Consider the following 16767-nt stretch of genomic DNA (forward strand, 5'->3'; position numbering starts at 1 on the left):
CGTTTCTTCGTTCGGAGGCTCGCTCATGACCACACCAGTCACACCCGATCGGGTGAGTCGCCCCCAGCCGTGGGCTCAATTGCCGCCTGAGATCAGTGCCACGATCGGTCCCGTCGTCCCTGAATTGGTGGCGACGATCATCAGGAACATTCCCCGTGAGATCACCGAGTACGCGCGCCCGCTCGACGGCGAGTTCGGTGCGGCCGTGCGGCGTGGTGTCGAGACCGCGCTGCAGCGTCTGCTGATCGAACTGCCCGGCACGGATGAGCCGCCCTTCACTCCCGAGGGCCGTGCGATCTATCGGACGCTCGGCATCGGCGAGGCGCGCACCGGTCGTTCGCTGGAAGCCCTGCTGTCCGCCTACCGGCTCGGCGCCCGCCTCACGCTGCGCAGCGTGAGCGAAGCAGCGCTCGAGGCCGGACTCGACGCGCGCGTCCTGCTCAATGTCGGCGAAGCGATCTTCGTGTACTTCGACGAGATCTCGGCGGCGAGCGTCGAGGGCTTCGCCGAGGAACAGTCCCGGCAGATGGGGGAGCGGGACCGCGCCCGTGCAGCCCTGCTGAACTCGTTGCTGTCCACTCGCGTGGACGAGATCGAGGTGCGTCGGTTGGCGGCGCGTGCCGGTTGGGTGATCCCGGACCGCTTGATCGCGCTGGTTGTGCCGCTGGAGAACGCGGAGGGCCTGCGATTGCGCCTGGGTGATCGGGCGCTCGCGTCCGCTCGCGGGGGGCAAGCCGTCGCTATCGTGCCTGAGCCGAGCACGCCCACCGCTCACCGCGAACTCGAGTTGGCGCTCGCGGGACGCAGTGCCTGGCTCGGCCCGGGGCGCCCCTGGACAGCGGTGAACGAGTCGTTGCGCGCAACGATGCAGACACTCGGAGTTCCGTCGGTCGATGAACCGCGGTGGGTCGTCGACCACGTGGTCGACGTGGTGCTCGCCTCGCAGCGTGAACTGGTGGCGGACCTGGCCGAGCGTCGACTCGCACCTCTCGACGAGGCCGGCGAGACGCAGCGCGAGCGTCTGTTGGAGACGTTGGAAGCCTGGCTGCGCTGGCGCGGCGAGCGCAAGAAGATCGCCGAGGAACTGCACGTGCACCCGCAGACGGTCGGTTACCGGCTCGGGCAACTGCGCGAACTGTTCGGCGACGCCCTGGAGGATCCGCAGTCCCGGTTCGAACTCGAACTGGTGCTGCGCGCTCGGCATTCGTAACCGAGAATTGACGATCAGGCGGTGACGGCTTGACCCGGACATCGCCACGCTTGGCACGTGGCCACCTCACGCGTCCTCGCCTCTGCCGCCCTCACCTGCGTCGCAGCACTTGCCGCCGGTGGCGTTCACCGGATATCCGCGGCTGTTCAACGGTGAGGACTGCAACGCGCTCACCTGGTTCTCACCCCAGGAGTCACTCAATGCCGCCACCGACCAGCTCGACACGCTGCTACTCACGAAGGCGGCGAACCGCGGGTTCAAGACGGTCGACGTCCGTGCAGCGTTCGACACCCACCGGGTGCGACAGCGTCGAGTGGGTGAACGGGTTATCGAATCCGATCGAGGAGTCCTACCACCCGAACGTCGCGGGCAATCAGGGTTACGCGGCGGCCCTGTCGCCGACTCTGGTCGGTTCTGCGATGCGTGTGACAGCCGCCGCCACAACTCAGCACAGCGGGAAGCTCGCCGCGCCGCAGATCGACCTGTTGTCGGCCGAGTCGGTGGCGGGCGCACGCAAGGTCGGGATCAGCATCGACGAACTGTGCCGGCTCGACCGCGAACTGCGCTCGGGTGACTCCTGCAGGATGACGAACGCCGGCCGCCGGATCGGGCAAGCTGGACGCCTACGCCACGGCGAAGCCGGGACGCTGACGCCGCCTGTTCTTCGTCTCAGCTCACGGAGGGTTCACGTCCCGGTCAGGTCCATGGTGAGAATGGACCCATGCGGCTGATCCTGATTCGGCACGGCGAGACGCCGGCCAACGTGCAAGGTTCGCTCGACACCACTCTTCCCGGCCCCGGTCTGACCGACCGTGGCGTCGAGCAGGCGGAAGCCATCCCGGCGGCGTTGCATGGGGAACAGATCGACGGGTTGTGGACCAGTCGTGCCCTGCGCACCAAGCAGACCATCGCACCGCTGGCCGAGCACCTGGGCATCGAGCCGCAGGCGCTCCCCGGCACGCACGAGATCCAGGCCGGCGAGCTGGAGAAGCGCACCGACCCCGACAGCATCCACGCCTACCTCAAGCTGCTGGGTGACTGGGCCGAAGGTGACCTCGACCAGCGGGTCCCCGGCGGCGAGACCGGTCACGAAGTGTTGGACCGCTATGACGACAGCGTCGCGCGCATCGAGGCATCCGGTGCGCGCACTGCGGTGATGGTCAGCCACGGTGCGGTGATCCGTTTCTGGACCTACCAGCGCGCCGACAACATCAAGGACACCGACCTCGCCGTAGAACCACTACCCAACACCGGAATCGTTGTGTTGGAAGGTGATTCGGACGATGGGTGGAGCGTCGTGTCCTGGCTCGGCACCGCGCTCGCCGGTACCGGCCCGCACGACCCAGACCCCTACGACGGTCCGACCGGGCACCCGTTCGACGAGGACTGACGGATTCGCTGATTTGGCGGGCGTGGGCGGCGCGTTGCATGGTGTTCGGATGACGTACGCACGACGCGGCCGGGCGGCCGCCCCGACGGCCGTTCTCGTGGTGGGTGCTCTCGCCCTCGGCGGGTGCAACAGTGGTGACGACAACTCCTCGAGTTCATCCTCAAGGTCTACGACGAGTTCGACGTCGAGTTCGTCCACCACCACCTCGGCCACCTCGACTCGCTCGAGTGCTGCGACGTCGTCCGCCCCGGCGAGTTCGTCATCGAGCGCTCCGACCTCCGCCGCTTCCTCGAGTCCCGCCTCGAGTCAGTCGTCCAAGCCGTCGGCCACCTCGTCCAAGCCGGCCGCCTCGCCGACGTTGGTCAAGTCGTGCATCAACGCGAACTCGCGGTCGAACAGTGCGGTCAACGAGTGGAACGCCGCTGTTCGCTCCAAGGACAGCACGCAGCTCGACAACGCTGCGAAGGGCTTCCGCCAGACTGCGACCTACCTGCGCACGCTCACCAAGACGCCGGGCGACAAGCAGTTCACTCCGTTGGTCTGGGCGGTCGCGAAGGACTTCGACGACATGGCCACCGCGCGCGTCCGCCGACAGACCGTGTCGACCAAGAACTTCAACTCCGACGCCCAGAAGATGCGTACCTACTGCCTGAGCAAGATCAAGGTCTGACTGCGGCTCGTCGTCACTCAGCCGAGTGAGTCGAGCAGGTCCTCGGCGTCCTGGCGAGCCTTGGTGACCGCCGCCGCGTGTGATTTGGCAGCCGCCAGTGCCTCGCGCGCGGCGTCGACCGCCTCCTGCGCCTGGTGCTCCAGGTCTTTCAGTTGTTCGACGACGCGTTGTGCGTCTTCGGACGAAACCGGTTCCTTCTCAGCTGGTTTCGCCGATTCTGTCGGCTTCTCTGCCTCCTCGTCGGGAGTCTCCTCCTCGGGGGTCTCCTCGGCAGCGTCCTCGGGCCCGTCGGACGGCTCGGCGTCGTCGGGCGCTTCCTCGGTGGGCGCGTCCTCCGTGGGCTCCTCGTGTGTGGGTTCGTCCGCGGCCGGTGCCTCGTCCGGCTGATCTTCGGGTTCGGCCGGTTCGTCGGACCCCACCGAGCGCAGCGGGCGTTCTGCACGTGCGGCGTCCCGCTCGGCGATCTCGGCCAACCGTGCCTGCTGCAGTTCGCGCAAGGGCACGGCGACCGCCTCGTCCACCTCGACATCGCCGAAACCGCTGTAGGACAACGGGTTCACCAGGTTGCCGCTGCACACGGCGTCCTCCGCCTCCTGCGAGGCGAGCGCAGCGGTGAAGGTCTGCGTCAATTGATCCTTGGCCGAAGCGGTACCGGCCCCATGCGGTTCCGCGTCGGCGAGCAGTTGTGCAATGAGTTCGGACCGCTCGGCACCCAGCTTCTTCAGGGTGGCGGCGTCCATCCGCCCCTGCGCCTCGCGCATCCGCTCACCGAGTTCGCGCAGCGCCGGGATGTCCGGTGGATCCTGCTGCCGGGCAAGGTGATTGACCGCGTCCGCTGCCACCGAGGGACGACGTAACCCACCGACGGTCTGCGCCACTTCCTTGTCGCCCGCCTTCCGGATCTGCGCCACCAACCGCTTGCGGGTCGCGATGAACTCGGCCGGGTCGCCGGAGTAGAGCTCATCGATCGCAGCGTGCAGGGTGGGCGCGTCGTCCATGCGCCCAATCTAGTTGGGCATCAGGACGATCGGTTAGGACGAACGACTCCCGCGATCAGTCCTGGGCGACTAACTTCGTCACTACCCAACAGTAGGAGTTGTCGTGATGGACGCTGACGTCATCGTCGTGGGAGCCGGGCTCGCCGGTCTGGTGGCCACCGCAGAACTGGTCGCCGCGGGCCGCAAGGTGCTCGTGGTCGACCAGGAGAACGAAGCCAACCTCGGTGGTCAGGCCTGGTGGTCGTTCGGCGGCATCTTCCTGGTGGGTTCACCCGAACAGAAGCGGATGGGCGTCAAGGACTCCTTCGATCTTGCCTGGCAGGACTGGCAGGGCAGCGCGCAATGGGATCGCCTCGACGGTGAGCACGACGAAGACCACTGGGGCAAGCAATGGGGACGCGCGTACGTCGAGTTCGCGTCGTCGATCAAGCGCGAGTACCTCACCGGCAAAGGCGTGAAGTTCACACCGATGGTCGGTTGGGCCGAGCGGGGCGACGGCCGCGCGACCGGGCACGGCAACTCGGTGCCCCGGTTCCACGTGCCGTGGGGCACCGGCACGGGCATCGCGAAGCCGTTCATCGACCTGGCCCGTGAGGGAGCGCAGAAAGGCCTGGTGACCTTCGCCCACCGGCACCGTGTGGACGGCCTGGTCACCTCGGGCGGCGCCGTCATCGGCGTCCGCGGACGCGTCCTCGCGCCCGACTCCTGTGAACGTGGTGTGTCGAGCAACCGGGACGAGATCGGCGACTTCGAGTTCACCGCGCAGGCGGTCGTGGTGGCGTCCGGCGGCATCGGCGGAAACCACGAACTCGTCCGCAAGTTCTGGCCGGAGCGTCTCGGCACGCCGCCCAAGCGCATGATCACCGGCGTCCCTGCACACGTCGACGGACGCATGATCGAGATCACCGCCGAGGCGGGCGGTCGCCTGGTCAACCGTGACCGCATGTGGCACTACGTCGAGGGCATCCACAACTGGGACCCGGTGTGGCCGAACCACGCGATCCGCATCCTGTCCGCACCCTCGCCGATGTGGTTCGACGCGCTCGGGCGCCAGTTGCCCGCACCGTTCTTCCCCTCCTACGACACGCTCGGCACGCTGCGCTACCTGCGCACGACGCCCGGCATCGACCAGCACGACCACTCATGGTTCATCCTCACCACGACGATGATCGCCAAGGAGTTCGCTCTGTCGGGCTCGGAGCAGAACCGCGACCTCACCGACAGGGACGTGAAGGCGGTGTTGAAGTCGCGCGTGGCCAAGGGCACGCAGCGCGAGGTGCAGGCGTTCGTCGACAACGGCGAGGACTTCGTCACCGCCGACACCCTCCCCGAGCTCGTCGCGAAGATGAACGCGCTGACCGACGAACCGTTGCTCGACGTCGATGTCGTCACGGCCCAGGTCGAAGCACGTGACCGCGAGATCGGCAACAAGTACTCCAAGGACTTCTCCGTCAACGCCATCCACAACGCCCGCAGCTACCGCGGCGACAAGATCGGCCGCGTCACCGCTCCGCACCGAATGCTCGACCCCGAGCACGGTCCGTTGATCGGCGTGAAGTTGAGCGTCCTGACCCGCAAGACGCTCGGCGGCATCCAGACCGACCTCGAGTCGCGGGTGCTCGGCAGCGACGGCAACCCGATCGAAGGGTTGTACGCCGCCGGCGAAGCGGCCGGGTTCGGAGGAGGCGGCGTCCACGGGAAGAACGCGCTCGAGGGCACGTTCCTCGGTGGTTGCATCTTCTCCGGACGAGCGGCCGGCCTGTCACTCGCTCGTCGGGTGGGCTGAACCGGCGGTCGAGCAGTGGCAGGCTGTCACTGTGCGTGACTTCCTTCGTTCCGGACGGGCTTCCGCCGCGGAGCCCGATGCGGTTCAGCCGGTGAAGACCACCCCCGCCATGGTGTCGGCCGAAGTACCGGCGGATGCTCAGGACGAGCGTCCCAAGCGTCCGCTGGACGACGTCAGTTTCGGGGTGCAGGTCGCCGCATGGTGGTCGCTGTGTCTGATCCTGATCGTCAGCGGTGTCATCACGCTGTTCTGGCTGCTCAACGAGATCAGTCTGGTCACGATCACCATCGCCGTGGCGATCATGATCACTGCGCTGCTCCAGCCGATGGTCGCGCTGCTGACCCGATGGGAGGTGCCACGCACCCTCGCGGTGTTGATCGTCTTCCTAGGCGGTATTGCGATCATCAGTTGGCTGCTGTGGTTCGTGATCAGCCAGATCGCCTACTCCAAGGACAGCCTGCTGGACCAACTCAACGGTGGTCTGGCCTCGGTGCGGGACTGGTTGGTGCACGGTCCGTTGGAGATGACTCCGAAGCAGGCCGACCGCTTCTCGGTTCAACTGGGTGACACTCTGCAGCAGCAGTTCGGCGGATCGTCCGAGGCGCTCGATCGTGCGACCGGCGCGATCGGCGTGCTGTCCGGTGGGGTGTTCTGCCTGTTCGCGACCTTGTTCATGTTGTTCGATCGGGGACGCATGTGGGCATGGTTCGTCTCGATGTTTCCCGATCACATCCACGACCACGCGCAGGAGGCCGGACAGGCTGCCTGGCGCACGCTGACCGCGTACATGCGCAGCCTGGTACTGCTGGCCGCGATCAATGCGCTCGCGATGGTGCCGGTGATGATGATCGCCGACATGCCGTTGGTCGTTCCGCTGGCCGTGCTGCTCTTCCTCGGATCGCTGGTGCCGCTCATCGGGGTGCTGGTCGCAGGTGTGGTGGTGTGCCTGATCGCGTTCGTCAGCCAGGGCCTCACCACTGCGATCGTCGTCGCCGTCGCGCTGGTGCTGATCGTCCAGTTGTTCGGCAACCTGCTGAACCCGATCATCCTGGGCAAGGCGGTCGACATCCACCCGCTTGCGATCCTCGTCGGCGTCACCGGTGGAACGCTGCTCGCCGGCATCTTCGGAGCGTTCGTGGCCGTCCCGTTGATCGCGGTGCTCAACAACGCGATCAAGGCGGTACGTCACCACCACACTTCCCGGCCGAACGGCAGCACCGCCGACTCGGCCGAGGTGGCGAAAACATGAGCGACGAACCAGGTGCGTTGCAGCGCACCGGTTTCCGGCTCTACCGCAAGCTCTCCCCGGCGGTCGGCCAGCGGCTCGTTCGTACCTTCAAGCCCACCTATTCCCTGGGCGCGATCGCGCTGATCGAGTTCGACGGCAAGCTCCTGGCGTTGCGGCAGGCGCATCGCGCGGGCTACTCCCTGCCGGGTGGTCTGATCGACCGCGGCGAACAACCCCGGGACGCGGTGCGGCGGGAAGTGGCGGAGGAAACCGGGATCGACATCGACCCGGGCGACCTGGTCACCGTCGTGTTCGACCCGCGGGTGCGGCACGCCGACGTCATCTTCCGCGTCGTCTGTGACCGCGAACCCGAGGTCACGGTGGCCAGCGAGGCGTACGACCACGCCTGGCTCGATCTGGTCGGCTGGCCCGAGGCCGACTACGCGACCGCGCGGATCCTCAAGGCCGTTCGCGCTGCGTCCACCGTGCCGCAGCCCGGCCGGTTGTCAGCGCAGTAGCCCGAGGTCGCGGGCGCGCCCGACGGCGGCGGTGCGGGAATCCACGCCGAGCTTGTCGAAGATGTGCACCAGGTGTGATTTCACCGTCGCCTCGCTGACGAATATCTTCCTCGCGACCTCCCGGTTGGATGCGCCGTCGGCCACGAGTGTGAGCACCTCGAGTTCGCGAGCGCTGAGCCGCTGCACCGGGTTCCGCAGACTCGCCAGCAACCGGTCTGCCACCACGGGTGCGAGGGCGGTCTCGCCGTGCGCGGCCTTGCGGACTGCGCGGATCAGTTCGTCGGGCGGCGCGTCCTTCAGCAGGTAGCCGACGGCCCCCGCCTCGACGGCACGCAGGATGTCGGCGTCCGTGTCATAGGTCGTCACGATCAACACGTGCGGGGGATCGGGCAGTTCCCGTAATGCGGCGGTGGCCGCGACGCCGTCCATGCCTGGCCCGAGTTGGAGATCCATCAGTACCAGTTCCGGTTGGTGCATCCGGGTGAGTTCGATCGCCTCCGTGCCACTCGCGGCTTCGGTGACAACCTCGATTCCGGCTGCCTCCAACAGCATCCGGAGACCGGCGCGTACCACCGGGTGGTCGTCGGTGATGAGCACTCGCGTCATGAGCGCGCTCCGTTCAACGGGATCTCGACCTGGACGGTGGTGCCCTCACCGGGTGCGGACTCGACCGCGAAGCGTCCACCGGTCTCTTCGGTACGGGCTCGCATGGCGTTCAACCCGTAGCCGCCGCTCTGACTCGGGACGATGGGTGCGGACGGGTCGAAACCGCGTCCGTCGTCGCGGACATCGAGTCGGACGACGTGGGCGTCCCCGCCCAGGGTGACGACCGCGCGGCAGGCATCGGCGTGCTGACGGACGTTCGCGAGGGCGCCCTGCGCGATGCGTAACAGTGCGACCTCGACGGTGGTGGGGAGCGAGCCCACCTGATCGTCGACGACGAGTTCGAGTCTGGTCGGGCCGGACTGGCGGTCGATCAGCCGTTGTAGCGCAGCAGAGAGCGGGGCGCGTTCGAGCTCGGTCGGGGTGAGGGCGTGCACCACCGATCGCGCGTCGGTGAGGCCGTCGGCGGCCGCCTGCTCGATGCGGGTCAGCACGTCACGCAGCTGGGATTCGTCGGCAGTGCCGGTGAGCCCGGCACGCGACAGCAGCACGATGCTGGAGAAGCTCTGCGCGCGGGTGTCGTGCACCTCGCGGGCCAGGCGGGCTCGTTCCTGCAGCACTCCGGCCTCACGCTGAGCACCGGCGAGCGCGTCGTGGGTAGCGATCAGATCACCTTGTGCCGCGAGCAATTCGGCGTTCAGTTGCCTTCGTTGCTCGCTCTCGGTCCGCAGCTGCCGGTAGATGGATGCGATGCCTATCGCCACCAGCGCGCCGATGCAGGGGCCGAGGATGCGCGGCACCACGGGGCCGTCGCCCCGGGCCAACTGAGCCGTGACCACGACGAGCGTTGCGAGCCCGATGACGGCCAGGGCCACTGGCACCCGGAGCAGGTGCAGCGCGATGAAGAACAGCGCGAACGCGACCCAGGACAACTCGACACTCACCGCGACCAGGGCAATCCACCCGACGAACAGCGCTGCGAACCAGACGACACCGGACGAGGGCCTGCGTTTCTCGGCGACGAGTCCGATCGCGTACCAGGCACCCAGCGCGAGACACCCGAGCACGAGGGGGATCGGGTGGCTGCTCTCCTGCGCGCCGCGGACCGTCCCGACGGCCAACAGCAGTGCGAAGAGCCCGTGCACGGCGAGTTGGAGAGTACGCAGCACAGGGCTCGGTGCGATCGGAGCGGTGGCGGCAGGCATCACCATCGACCGTACTTCGACAGCGCCCGTCGGCGCTTCCTCGCGGCATCCATCGAACGGTTGATCCCGTCGTCCATCGACGGTCGATCCGCCGATTCCATCGGTTGCGCGATGTGCGACCTGCCTGGTGCGGGGTGAACTGGACGACATCGACATCAGTGTGTCCAGAAGGAGTTGTGCAACGTGTTCTTGGCAGTCCGTGACCTGTGGTGGGCTCGGGGCAGATTCGCCCTGATGGTCGCCGCGGTCGGCCTCATCACCGCACTTGTGGTGGTGCTCAGTGGGTTGACCGAAGGGCTTGCGCGGCAGTCGATCTCGGCAGTGACGTCCTTGTCGACCGATCGCATCGTGTTCGAGAAGCCCGCCGCCGGACAGGAACTGTCGATGAACGCCGGCCGGGTGACTGACGCACAGGTGGCCGCGGCCCGGCGCCAACCAGGAGTGAGGTCGGCCGATCCGCTGCGTATCGGCAACTCGCGCGCCACGGTGGACGGTGTCGTCGTCCAGGTCGCGTTGTTCGGGATCGACCCGTCGGCCCCAGCCGCGCCGAAGGGACTTGCCGACGGATCGACGATGATCAGCCGTGAACTGGCCGACGATCGGGGGATCGGTGCCGGGGACGAGATCACCGTTGCCGGCAGCAAGTTGCGCGTCGCGGCCACGGTCGACGATGCGTCGTTCAGCCACCTGCCCGTGCTCTGGGTGACCCCGTCGGTGGGACGACAGGATCCCAGCGACGGGGTCGGTTCGGTGATTCTCATGAACGTCGGATCCTCCTTCGAGGCAACCGGTTTCGAGTCCTCGACCGGCTTGCTGGCGAAGACGAAGGACGACGCGCTCGGCGCGATCGGTTCGTACTCCGCGGAGAACGGGTCGCTGACGATGATCCGGGGTCTGCTCATCGCGATCAGCGCACTCGTGATCGGTGCGTTCTTCACCGTCTGGACGGTGCAACGCGAACCCGATCTCGCCGTCCTCAAGGCCATCGGCGCCCGCACCTCCTACCTCGTCCGGGACGCGCTCTGGCAGGCGTTGCTCACCCTGCTCATCGGCGGCGTGCTCGGTGCTGCCGCGTCCGTCGCGGCCGGCCTCGCCGTCGGCGGACGCGTGCCGATCGTCATCGAGGCACGCACAGTCGTCCAACCACTCGTCCTTCTCGTAGTGGTCGGTTTGATCGGTGCGGTGGCAGCCCTGCGCCGTGTCGTGACCGTCGACCCGATGGCCGCACTCGGAGGCGCCCGATGACTCACGCACTCGAACTCGAACGGGTCTCGGTCGAATTTCCGGACGGCGACGGTGTCGTCAAGGCGCTCGACGACGTGTCGATGACGATCGATCGCGGTGCGTTCGTCGCGGTGACCGGCCCGAGCGGATCAGGAAAATCGACCCTGCTCGCGGTGGCCGGACTGCTCTTGCGGCCGACGTCAGGGCGGGTGATGCTGGCCGGCCAGGACGTCACCGGATCCTCCCGGTCGCGAAGTACCGATCTGCGTCGAAATCGGATCGGCTTCGTCTTCCAGCAGCCCCACTTGATCGGATCACTCACCGCGATGGAGCAGTTGGAGATGGTGGCCCGTCTGTCCGGTGACCGCTCGGCGCAGATGCGGGAGCGCGCCATGCACCTGCTCGAGTCGGTGGGGTTGGAGGCCGTGGCGAACCGTCGTCCGGCGGCGATGTCGGGCGGCCAGCGCCAGCGGGTGGGGATCGCGCGGGCGCTGATGAACGACCCGCAACTGTTGCTGGTGGACGAGCCGACCTCTGCGCTCGACCACGAGAGGGGCGTCGAGGTCATCGACCTGCTGCGGGGGATCACCAAGGACCAGAGCACCGGGACGATCGTGGTCACGCACGACCTCGCGACGCTGGGTGAGCAGGACGAGGTGGTGCGGTTGGCCGACGGGCGGATGCAGGAACCGGTGTTCGCCTGAGTGCGCAGGGCGGTCGCCTAGGGTGGCGGGCGTGACCCAGAACCAGACAAGTCGTCGTGCAGTCCTGGCCGGAGCCCTGGCGGTCGGACTGAGCGCATGTAGCAGTGAGTCCACAAACGACCCGGTCAAGACGCCGGGGACCTCCGGGACACCCTCCGGTGGGTCGTCGACCACGCCTGCGCCCTCGTCCACGCCGCCTGCCGGCAAGACGCTGCCGGGTGGGGCGCGCACGATCCTGCCGCAGCACCGGCTCGTCGGCTACTGCGGAATGCCCGGTGCCCCGGCGCTCGGAGAGCTCGGCGCGACCAATGATCTGCAGGCGCAGATCGACAAGATGATGAAGGTCGTCAAGCAGTACGACGACGGCACGGTGAAGCCGCTGCCGGTCATGGAACTGATCACCACCGTCGTCCACCCGTACGCCGGCCGGGACGGCATGTTCCGCGAGCGCCTCGACCCGAAGGTGATCGGGGAGTGGAGCAAGGCGGCAGAGGACAACGGGGCCATCCTGCTGCTCGACATCCAGCCCGGTCTCGCGTCCTTCCTGGACGAGGCGAAGGCGTACGAGGAGTGGCTGCTCAAACCGCACATCGGTCTCGCCCTCGACCCGGAGTGGGCGATCAAGCCCGGGCAGATCCCGGGCAAAGTGTTCGGCACGACGACGGGCGCGAAGGTGGACGAGGTCGCGGCCTACCTGTCCGGACTGGTGAAGGAGAACGACCTGCCGGAGAAAGCGCTGATCGTCCACGTGCTGCGCCGTTCGATCTTCACCGAGGAGTCGGGACTCAAGCAACACCCCGGCGTGCTGGTCATCAAGTCCGTCGACGGCATCGGCGTACCGGCGGACAAGGTGAAGGCGTACGACGCGGTCATGAAGGGCACGCCCTCGAACATCAAGGGCGGCTTCAAGATCTTCTATCAGGAGGACACCGCGGGTGGTGGGCCGCTGATGAAACCGGACGAGGTGCTGGCGCTCTCCCCGAGGCCCGATTACGTGATGTACGAGTGAACGTGCGAGCGCGTCAGAGGTACTGACCCGTCGGGTGGTCGTCCCCGCCATGTTCGGACGGCTGCTCGGCCCGCTGCGGCAACCCGCGTCGCATCGCCTGCAACTGGGCTTGTGACGCCATCTGCTGAGCGACGATCGCGGTCTGGATGCCGTGGAAGAGACCTTCCAGCCAGCCGACCAACTGCGCCTGCGCGATCCGCAACTCCGCGTCGCTGGGCGCTTCCTCACCGAACGGCAGCACGATGCGGTCGAGTTCCTCGGCCAACTCCGGCGCGAGACCGTCCTTCAGTTCGGCGATCGAACGCTGGTGGATGTCGGCCAGCCGCTTGCGCCCCTGATCGTCCAGGCCCGCCGTGCGCACCTCTTCGAGCAACTGCTTGATCATCGAGCCGATCCGCATCACCTTGGCCGGCTGCTCGACCAGCTCGGTGGCGTTCTCGACCTTACGGTCGCTCGACTCCTCGTCCGAGTCCTCGGAGTTCTCGTTCGGATCGGCGACACCCATGCCGTCCTGGGTGATCACCACGAACCGGCCGTGTTCGTCGGCTGCGGTCGCCGCGTCCTGCTGGGTGTTCTCGTCCTCGGGCGTCATGGCCCCATCCTGACATCCGGTTCGTGTCTGGCGGTCCAGACCGCAACGGGTGCCGTCGGCAACGCCGGTCGTGATCTGCATGTCCAGAAGTGCCGCGGACGTCAAGAAGGTGGTTTCGATCCCATGGACACGTCCGTCCCCGGTCGTAGGGTCGACACATGCGTGCTGTGACCCTTCCCGAGTTCGGCGACGAGTCCGTGCTGACCCTTGCCGAGGTGCCCGACCCGCAGCCGGGGTCCGGCGAGGTCGTGATCGATGTCGCGGCGGCCGGGGTGAACCGGGCCGACCTGCTGCAACGTCAGGGCCACTATCCGCCGCCGAAGGGTGAGTCGGACATTCCCGGCCTCGAGGTCAGCGGCACGATCAGCGCGGTCGGCGACGACGTGGACGGCTGGAGCGCGGGCGCCGAGGTCTGTGCGGTGCTCGCCGGCGGTGGGTACGCCGAGAAGGTCGCTGTCCCGGCGGGGCAGTTGCTTCCCGTTCCCAGCGGTGTCTCACTGATCGACGCTGCCGGTCTGCCCGAGGTCGCGTGCACGGTGTGGTCGAACATCGTCATGACCGCGCACCTACAGGAGGGTGAGGTGTTCCTCCAGCACGGCGGCAGCAGCGGCATCGGCACCATGTCGATCCAGGTGGCCCGCGCGCTCGGGGCGAGGGTCGCTGTCACCGCAGGGTCTGCCGAGAAGCTCGAACGGTGCCGCGAACTCGGCGCCGAGATCCTGATCGATTACAAGCAGCAGGACTTCGTCGAGCAGATCAAGGATGCGGCCGACGGGCGCGGAGCCGATGTGATCCTCGACGTGATCGGTGCAAAGTATTTGGCACGCAACGTTTCTGCGCTCGCGCCCGATGGGCGCCTGGTGATCATCGGCATGCAGGGTGGTGCGAAGGCGGAGCTGAACATCGGGGCGCTGCTGGCCAAGCGGGGCTCCGTCATCGCCACGTCGTTGCGTGGACGCGACAAGGCCGACAAGGAGCGGATCGTCGCCGAGGTCCGCAAGCATCTGTGGCCGCTGATCGAATCCGGACAGATCAAGCCGGTCATCGACCGGACGATGCCGCTCGACCAGGTGGCCGATGCGCATCGTCTGCTCAACGACTCGACGCATATCGGCAAGGTCTTGCTCACCGTCTGAGAGCCAATCACGCAGGCGCTATCAAAATCGGCGTGAGTTTCTGCCCTTAGCCAGGCGCGGCGAAGGGCAGAAACTCACGCGGATTCGGGGTGGGTCAGGCTCGGTGGCCGAGGCGGTGGCTGAGCGACGCGGCGCTCGCCTGCACCTGCGCCACGAGGTCGTCGCGGTCCGACTCAGGTAGGTCGGCACCGAAGGTGCACGCCAGACCGGCTGCCGGCTGCCCGGTGTGGTCGAACACGCACGCCGCGATCGACGCGATTCCTGGTGTGACAGAGCCGTCCTCGATCGCGTAGCCGCGACGGCGCACCTGCGCGAGTTCCGATCGGAGGGCCGTGAGTGAGGTCGGTCCCACGCCTTGGCGTTGAACGAACTCGGCTCGTGACGGAAACAGCGCGCGGACCTGAGCGGTGGGCTGCGCCGCGAGCAAGGCGAGCCCGGACGCGGTGAGCGGGGCGGGCAGCCGGACGCCGACGTCCGTCACCAGCATGGGACGCCCGGGCGCTCGCTCCTCGATCACGTAGAGCACATCGCGTCCGTGAAGCACGGCGAGGTGGGCGTTCTGCTGCACCTCGTCGACCAGCCGCCGGATGGTCGGGAGGGCGACCCGTTGCAGCGGTTCCTGGCGGGTGTAGGCCGAGCCGAGTTCGTAAGCAGCGACGCCGAGTCCCCAGCGTCGATCGTCGGGGGAGTGGGTCACGAAACCTGCATCGCGCAGCACGCCGAGCAGTCGGTAGGTCGACGAACGCGGGATGCCGAGTTCGCGTGCCAGGGCGGCGCCGGGCTGGGGCGTGCCTCGTCGGGCGAGCAGTTGAAGGAGGGCGAGCGCTTCGCCGGCATCGGGCACTGTTCGACTGTCTCATATCTGAGACAGTGATGATACCTCGGCGGTGTCGCTCCGGCCGCGACGGGAGTGGAATGACAGACATGAGCAACGAGCACGCAGAAGCTGTCGAAGTCGGGATCGGTCCGCTGAGCATCGACGACGTCGTCGCGGTTGCCCGGCACGGATGCCCGATCGCGCTGTCGCAGCAGTCGCGGGCCGAGGTCGAGAAGTCGCGGGCGATCATCGACGGTCTCGCTAATGACACGGTGCCGCACTACGGCATCTCCACCGGATTCGGCGCTCTTGCAACGCAACACATTCCGGTGAGCAAGCGACAGCAGCTCCAGCACTCGCTCGTCGCCTCACACGCCGCCGGTTCCGGTCCGCTCGTGGAGCGCGAGGTGGTGCGCGCACTGATGCTGCTGCGTATCTCCACCCTCGCGACCGGTCGCACCGGTATCCGTCCACAGACGCTCGATACCTACGTCGCGATGTTCAACGCCGGCATCGTGCCGTGCGTGCGCGAGTACGGCTCGCTCGGCTGCTCCGGCGATCTGGCGCCGCTGGCGCATTGTGCGCTCGCCTTGATGGGTGAGGGTGAGGTGCTGGACGCCCATGGCACCCTGATGGAGGCCGGTGAAGCGCTCCGCGCGGTGGGTATCGAACCGGTCGTGCTGCAGGAGAAGGAGGGCCTGGCGCTCATCAACGGCACCGACGGGATGCTCGGCATGCTGTGCCTGGCGATCGACGACCTACGGATGCTGCTCACCACTGCCGACCTGTCGGCGGCGATGAGTGTCGAGGGACTGCTGGGCACCGACGACGTGTTCGCGCCGGAACTGCACGTGCTGCGTCCGCATCCGGGTCAATCAGCATCCGCCGAGAACCTGCGGAAAGCACTGGCCGGCAGTGGTATTCGTGAGTCACACCGCGACCCCGAAGCGTGCACCAGGGTCCAGGACGCCTACTCTTTGCGCTGCTCGCCGCAGGTGCACGGCGCCGCGCGCGACACCCTGGCTCACGCGATCACTGTCGCCGACCGGGAACTTGCCTCGGCCGTCGACAACCCCGTCGTCACCCTCGACGGACGCGTGGAGTCGAACGGTAACTTCCACGGCGCTCCCGTCGCCTACGTGCTGGACTTCCTCGCGATCGTCATCGCCGACGTAGCGAGCATGAGCGAACGGCGCACCGACCGCTTCCTCGACGTCGCCCGCAACCACGGTCTGCCGCCCTTCCTGGCCGACGACCCAGGCGTCGACTCCGGACTGATGATCGCGCAGTACACGGCGGCCGGCATCGTCTCCGAACTCAAGCGACTCGCTTCCCCGGCCAGCGTCGACTCCATCCCGAGCAGCGCGATGCAGGAGGACCATGTGTCGATGGGATGGGCCGGCGGACGCAAGCTGCGCCGGGCCGTCGACGGGCTGGCTCGGGTGCTCGGCATCGAGCTGATCACCGCTGCCCGTGGCGTGCAGTTGCGCGCTCCGCTCGAGCCCAGCCCGATCACCGCTGCGCTCATCGAACAGCTCGACCTGCCCAAGCCCGGCCCGGACCGGTACCTCTCGCCCGAGATCGAACGGGTCAGCGCACTCGTGACGGGCGGTATGGCCGTACAGGCCGCCGAGTCCGTCACCGGCCCGCTCAACTGACCCACCGCCGAAGGAGATT

18 protein-coding genes are annotated in these 16767 nt (G+C 67.5%); 12 read left to right on the top strand and 6 right to left on the bottom strand.

Annotation, left to right across the window (positions count from 1 at the left end):
• Positions 1–25: 25 nt before the first annotated feature.
• Entirely contained in the window at positions 26–1210 is a 1185-nt protein-coding gene (locus tag EU513_RS08525; RefSeq protein ID WP_129625463.1) for a CdaR family transcriptional regulator, read from the top strand.
• A gap of 66 nt (positions 1211–1276) precedes the next feature.
• On the opposite strand, the gene EU513_RS15885 is transcribed toward EU513_RS08525, so the two are convergent.
• The gene (locus EU513_RS15885; protein ID WP_205744714.1) at positions 1277–1420 is read right to left on the bottom strand and encodes a hypothetical protein; all 144 of its coding nucleotides are present in this window, start codon (positions 1418–1420) and stop codon (positions 1277–1279) included.
• A 107-nt stretch (positions 1421–1527) separates the two neighbouring features.
• On the opposite strand from EU513_RS15885, the gene EU513_RS16120 reads away from it, so the two are divergent.
• The 3 genes from EU513_RS16120 to EU513_RS08540 are packed head-to-tail and all read left to right on the top strand — an operon-like array spanning position 1528 to position 3270.
• Positions 1528–1941, top strand: coding sequence for a hypothetical protein (locus tag EU513_RS16120; RefSeq protein ID WP_205744715.1), 414 nt, complete (start codon positions 1528–1530; stop codon positions 1939–1941).
• Complete coding sequence (locus EU513_RS08535; RefSeq protein ID WP_129625464.1) at positions 1932–2600, top strand: histidine phosphatase family protein; 669 nt, start codon at positions 1932–1934, stop codon at positions 2598–2600. Before EU513_RS16120 ends, EU513_RS08535 begins: the two co-directional genes overlap by 10 nt.
• A 49-nt stretch (positions 2601–2649) precedes the next feature.
• On the top strand, positions 2650–3270 hold the full coding sequence (locus tag EU513_RS08540; protein WP_129625465.1) for a hypothetical protein: 621 nt from the start codon (positions 2650–2652) through the stop codon (positions 3268–3270).
• A gap of 17 nt (positions 3271–3287) precedes the next feature.
• Here EU513_RS08540 and EU513_RS08545 read toward each other — a convergent pair whose 3' ends face one another.
• Positions 3288–4268 (bottom strand): hypothetical protein, encoded by a 981-nt coding sequence (locus EU513_RS08545; protein ID WP_129625466.1) that lies wholly within the window; start codon positions 4266–4268, stop codon positions 3288–3290.
• Positions 4269–4374: 106 nt separating this feature from the next.
• Here EU513_RS08545 and EU513_RS08550 point away from each other — a divergent pair, with 106 nt between their 5' ends.
• The 3 genes from EU513_RS08550 (at position 4375) to EU513_RS08560 (ending at position 7800) form a co-directional block, all read left to right on the top strand.
• The gene (locus EU513_RS08550) at positions 4375–6054 is read left to right on the top strand and encodes an FAD-binding dehydrogenase (RefSeq protein WP_129625467.1); all 1680 of its coding nucleotides are present in this window, start codon (positions 4375–4377) and stop codon (positions 6052–6054) included.
• 91 nt (positions 6055–6145) lie between these two features.
• Entirely contained in the window at positions 6146–7303 is a 1158-nt protein-coding gene (locus tag EU513_RS08555; RefSeq protein WP_129625468.1) for an AI-2E family transporter, read from the top strand.
• Positions 7300–7800, top strand: a complete 501-nt coding sequence (locus EU513_RS08560; protein WP_129625469.1) for an NUDIX hydrolase — start codon at positions 7300–7302, stop codon at positions 7798–7800. The genes EU513_RS08555 and EU513_RS08560 overlap by 4 nt, the downstream gene beginning before the upstream one ends.
• Here the strand turns inward: EU513_RS08560 and EU513_RS08565 are convergent.
• Entirely contained in the window at positions 7789–8406 is a 618-nt protein-coding gene (locus EU513_RS08565) for a response regulator transcription factor (RefSeq protein WP_129625470.1), read from the bottom strand. The two genes, EU513_RS08560 and EU513_RS08565, sit on opposite strands and share 12 nt — an antisense overlap.
• Complete coding sequence (locus EU513_RS08570) at positions 8403–9608, bottom strand: sensor histidine kinase (RefSeq protein ID WP_205744716.1); 1206 nt, start codon at positions 9606–9608, stop codon at positions 8403–8405. The genes EU513_RS08565 and EU513_RS08570 overlap by 4 nt, the downstream gene beginning before the upstream one ends.
• Before the next feature lie 183 nt (positions 9609–9791).
• Here EU513_RS08570 and EU513_RS08575 point away from each other — a divergent pair, with 183 nt between their 5' ends.
• From EU513_RS08575 to EU513_RS08585, 3 genes are read left to right on the top strand one after another with little or no spacing between them, the layout of a single operon-like run.
• Complete coding sequence (locus tag EU513_RS08575; protein WP_129625471.1) at positions 9792–10853, top strand: FtsX-like permease family protein; 1062 nt, start codon at positions 9792–9794, stop codon at positions 10851–10853.
• The gene (locus EU513_RS08580; RefSeq protein ID WP_129625472.1) at positions 10850–11536 is read left to right on the top strand and encodes an ABC transporter ATP-binding protein; all 687 of its coding nucleotides are present in this window, start codon (positions 10850–10852) and stop codon (positions 11534–11536) included. Before EU513_RS08575 ends, EU513_RS08580 begins: the two co-directional genes overlap by 4 nt.
• A 31-nt stretch (positions 11537–11567) precedes the next feature.
• Positions 11568–12545 carry a hypothetical protein gene (locus EU513_RS08585; protein WP_129625473.1) on the top strand — a complete coding sequence of 326 codons (978 nt, stop codon included), beginning with the start codon at positions 11568–11570 and terminating at the stop codon, positions 12543–12545.
• Between the two features lie 13 nt (positions 12546–12558).
• On the opposite strand, the gene EU513_RS08590 is transcribed toward EU513_RS08585, so the two are convergent.
• Positions 12559–13137 carry a bacterial proteasome activator family protein gene (locus EU513_RS08590; protein WP_240795979.1) on the bottom strand — a complete coding sequence of 193 codons (579 nt, stop codon included), beginning with the start codon at positions 13135–13137 and terminating at the stop codon, positions 12559–12561.
• Positions 13138–13295: 158 nt separating this feature from the next.
• Here EU513_RS08590 and EU513_RS08595 point away from each other — a divergent pair, with 158 nt between their 5' ends.
• Entirely contained in the window at positions 13296–14273 is a 978-nt protein-coding gene (locus tag EU513_RS08595) for an NAD(P)H-quinone oxidoreductase (protein ID WP_129625474.1), read from the top strand.
• Between the two features lie 94 nt (positions 14274–14367).
• Here EU513_RS08595 and EU513_RS08605 read toward each other — a convergent pair whose 3' ends face one another.
• Positions 14368–15117 carry an IclR family transcriptional regulator gene (locus EU513_RS08605; RefSeq protein ID WP_129625476.1) on the bottom strand — a complete coding sequence of 250 codons (750 nt, stop codon included), beginning with the start codon at positions 15115–15117 and terminating at the stop codon, positions 14368–14370.
• Between the two features lie 71 nt (positions 15118–15188).
• Between EU513_RS08605 and hutH the strand changes: the two genes are divergently transcribed.
• A complete protein-coding gene (hutH, locus tag EU513_RS08610; RefSeq protein ID WP_205744717.1) occupies positions 15189–16748 on the top strand; it encodes a histidine ammonia-lyase in 1560 nt (519 codons plus the stop codon).
• Positions 16749–16767: the final 19 nt, after the last annotated feature.

The sequence above is a fragment of the Yimella sp. RIT 621 genome, assembly GCF_004146205.1.
GTDB classification, from domain to species: Bacteria; Actinomycetota; Actinomycetes; order Actinomycetales; family Dermatophilaceae; genus Yimella; species Yimella lutea.

Coding starts and splice junctions, on each gene's coding strand:
- EU513_RS08525 (WP_129625463.1), top strand. CDS start 26: ATGACCACACCAGTCACACCCGATCGGGTGAGTCGCCCCCAGCCGTGG.
- EU513_RS08535 (WP_129625464.1), top strand. CDS start 1,932: ATGCGGCTGATCCTGATTCGGCACGGCGAGACGCCGGCCAACGTGCAA.
- EU513_RS08540 (WP_129625465.1), top strand. CDS start 2,650: ATGACGTACGCACGACGCGGCCGGGCGGCCGCCCCGACGGCCGTTCTC.
- EU513_RS08545 (WP_129625466.1), bottom strand. CDS start 4,268: ATGGACGACGCGCCCACCCTGCACGCTGCGATCGATGAGCTCTACTCC.
- EU513_RS08550 (WP_129625467.1), top strand. CDS start 4,375: ATGGACGCTGACGTCATCGTCGTGGGAGCCGGGCTCGCCGGTCTGGTG.
- EU513_RS08560 (WP_129625469.1), top strand. CDS start 7,300: ATGAGCGACGAACCAGGTGCGTTGCAGCGCACCGGTTTCCGGCTCTAC.
- EU513_RS08565 (WP_129625470.1), bottom strand. CDS start 8,406: ATGACGCGAGTGCTCATCACCGACGACCACCCGGTGGTACGCGCCGGT.
- EU513_RS08570 (WP_205744716.1), bottom strand. CDS start 9,608: ATGCCTGCCGCCACCGCTCCGATCGCACCGAGCCCTGTGCTGCGTACT.
- EU513_RS08580 (WP_129625472.1), top strand. CDS start 10,850: ATGACTCACGCACTCGAACTCGAACGGGTCTCGGTCGAATTTCCGGAC.
- EU513_RS08590 (WP_240795979.1), bottom strand. CDS start 13,137: ATGACGCCCGAGGACGAGAACACCCAGCAGGACGCGGCGACCGCAGCC.
- EU513_RS08595 (WP_129625474.1), top strand. CDS start 13,296: ATGCGTGCTGTGACCCTTCCCGAGTTCGGCGACGAGTCCGTGCTGACC.
- hutH (WP_205744717.1), top strand. CDS start 15,189: ATGACAGACATGAGCAACGAGCACGCAGAAGCTGTCGAAGTCGGGATC.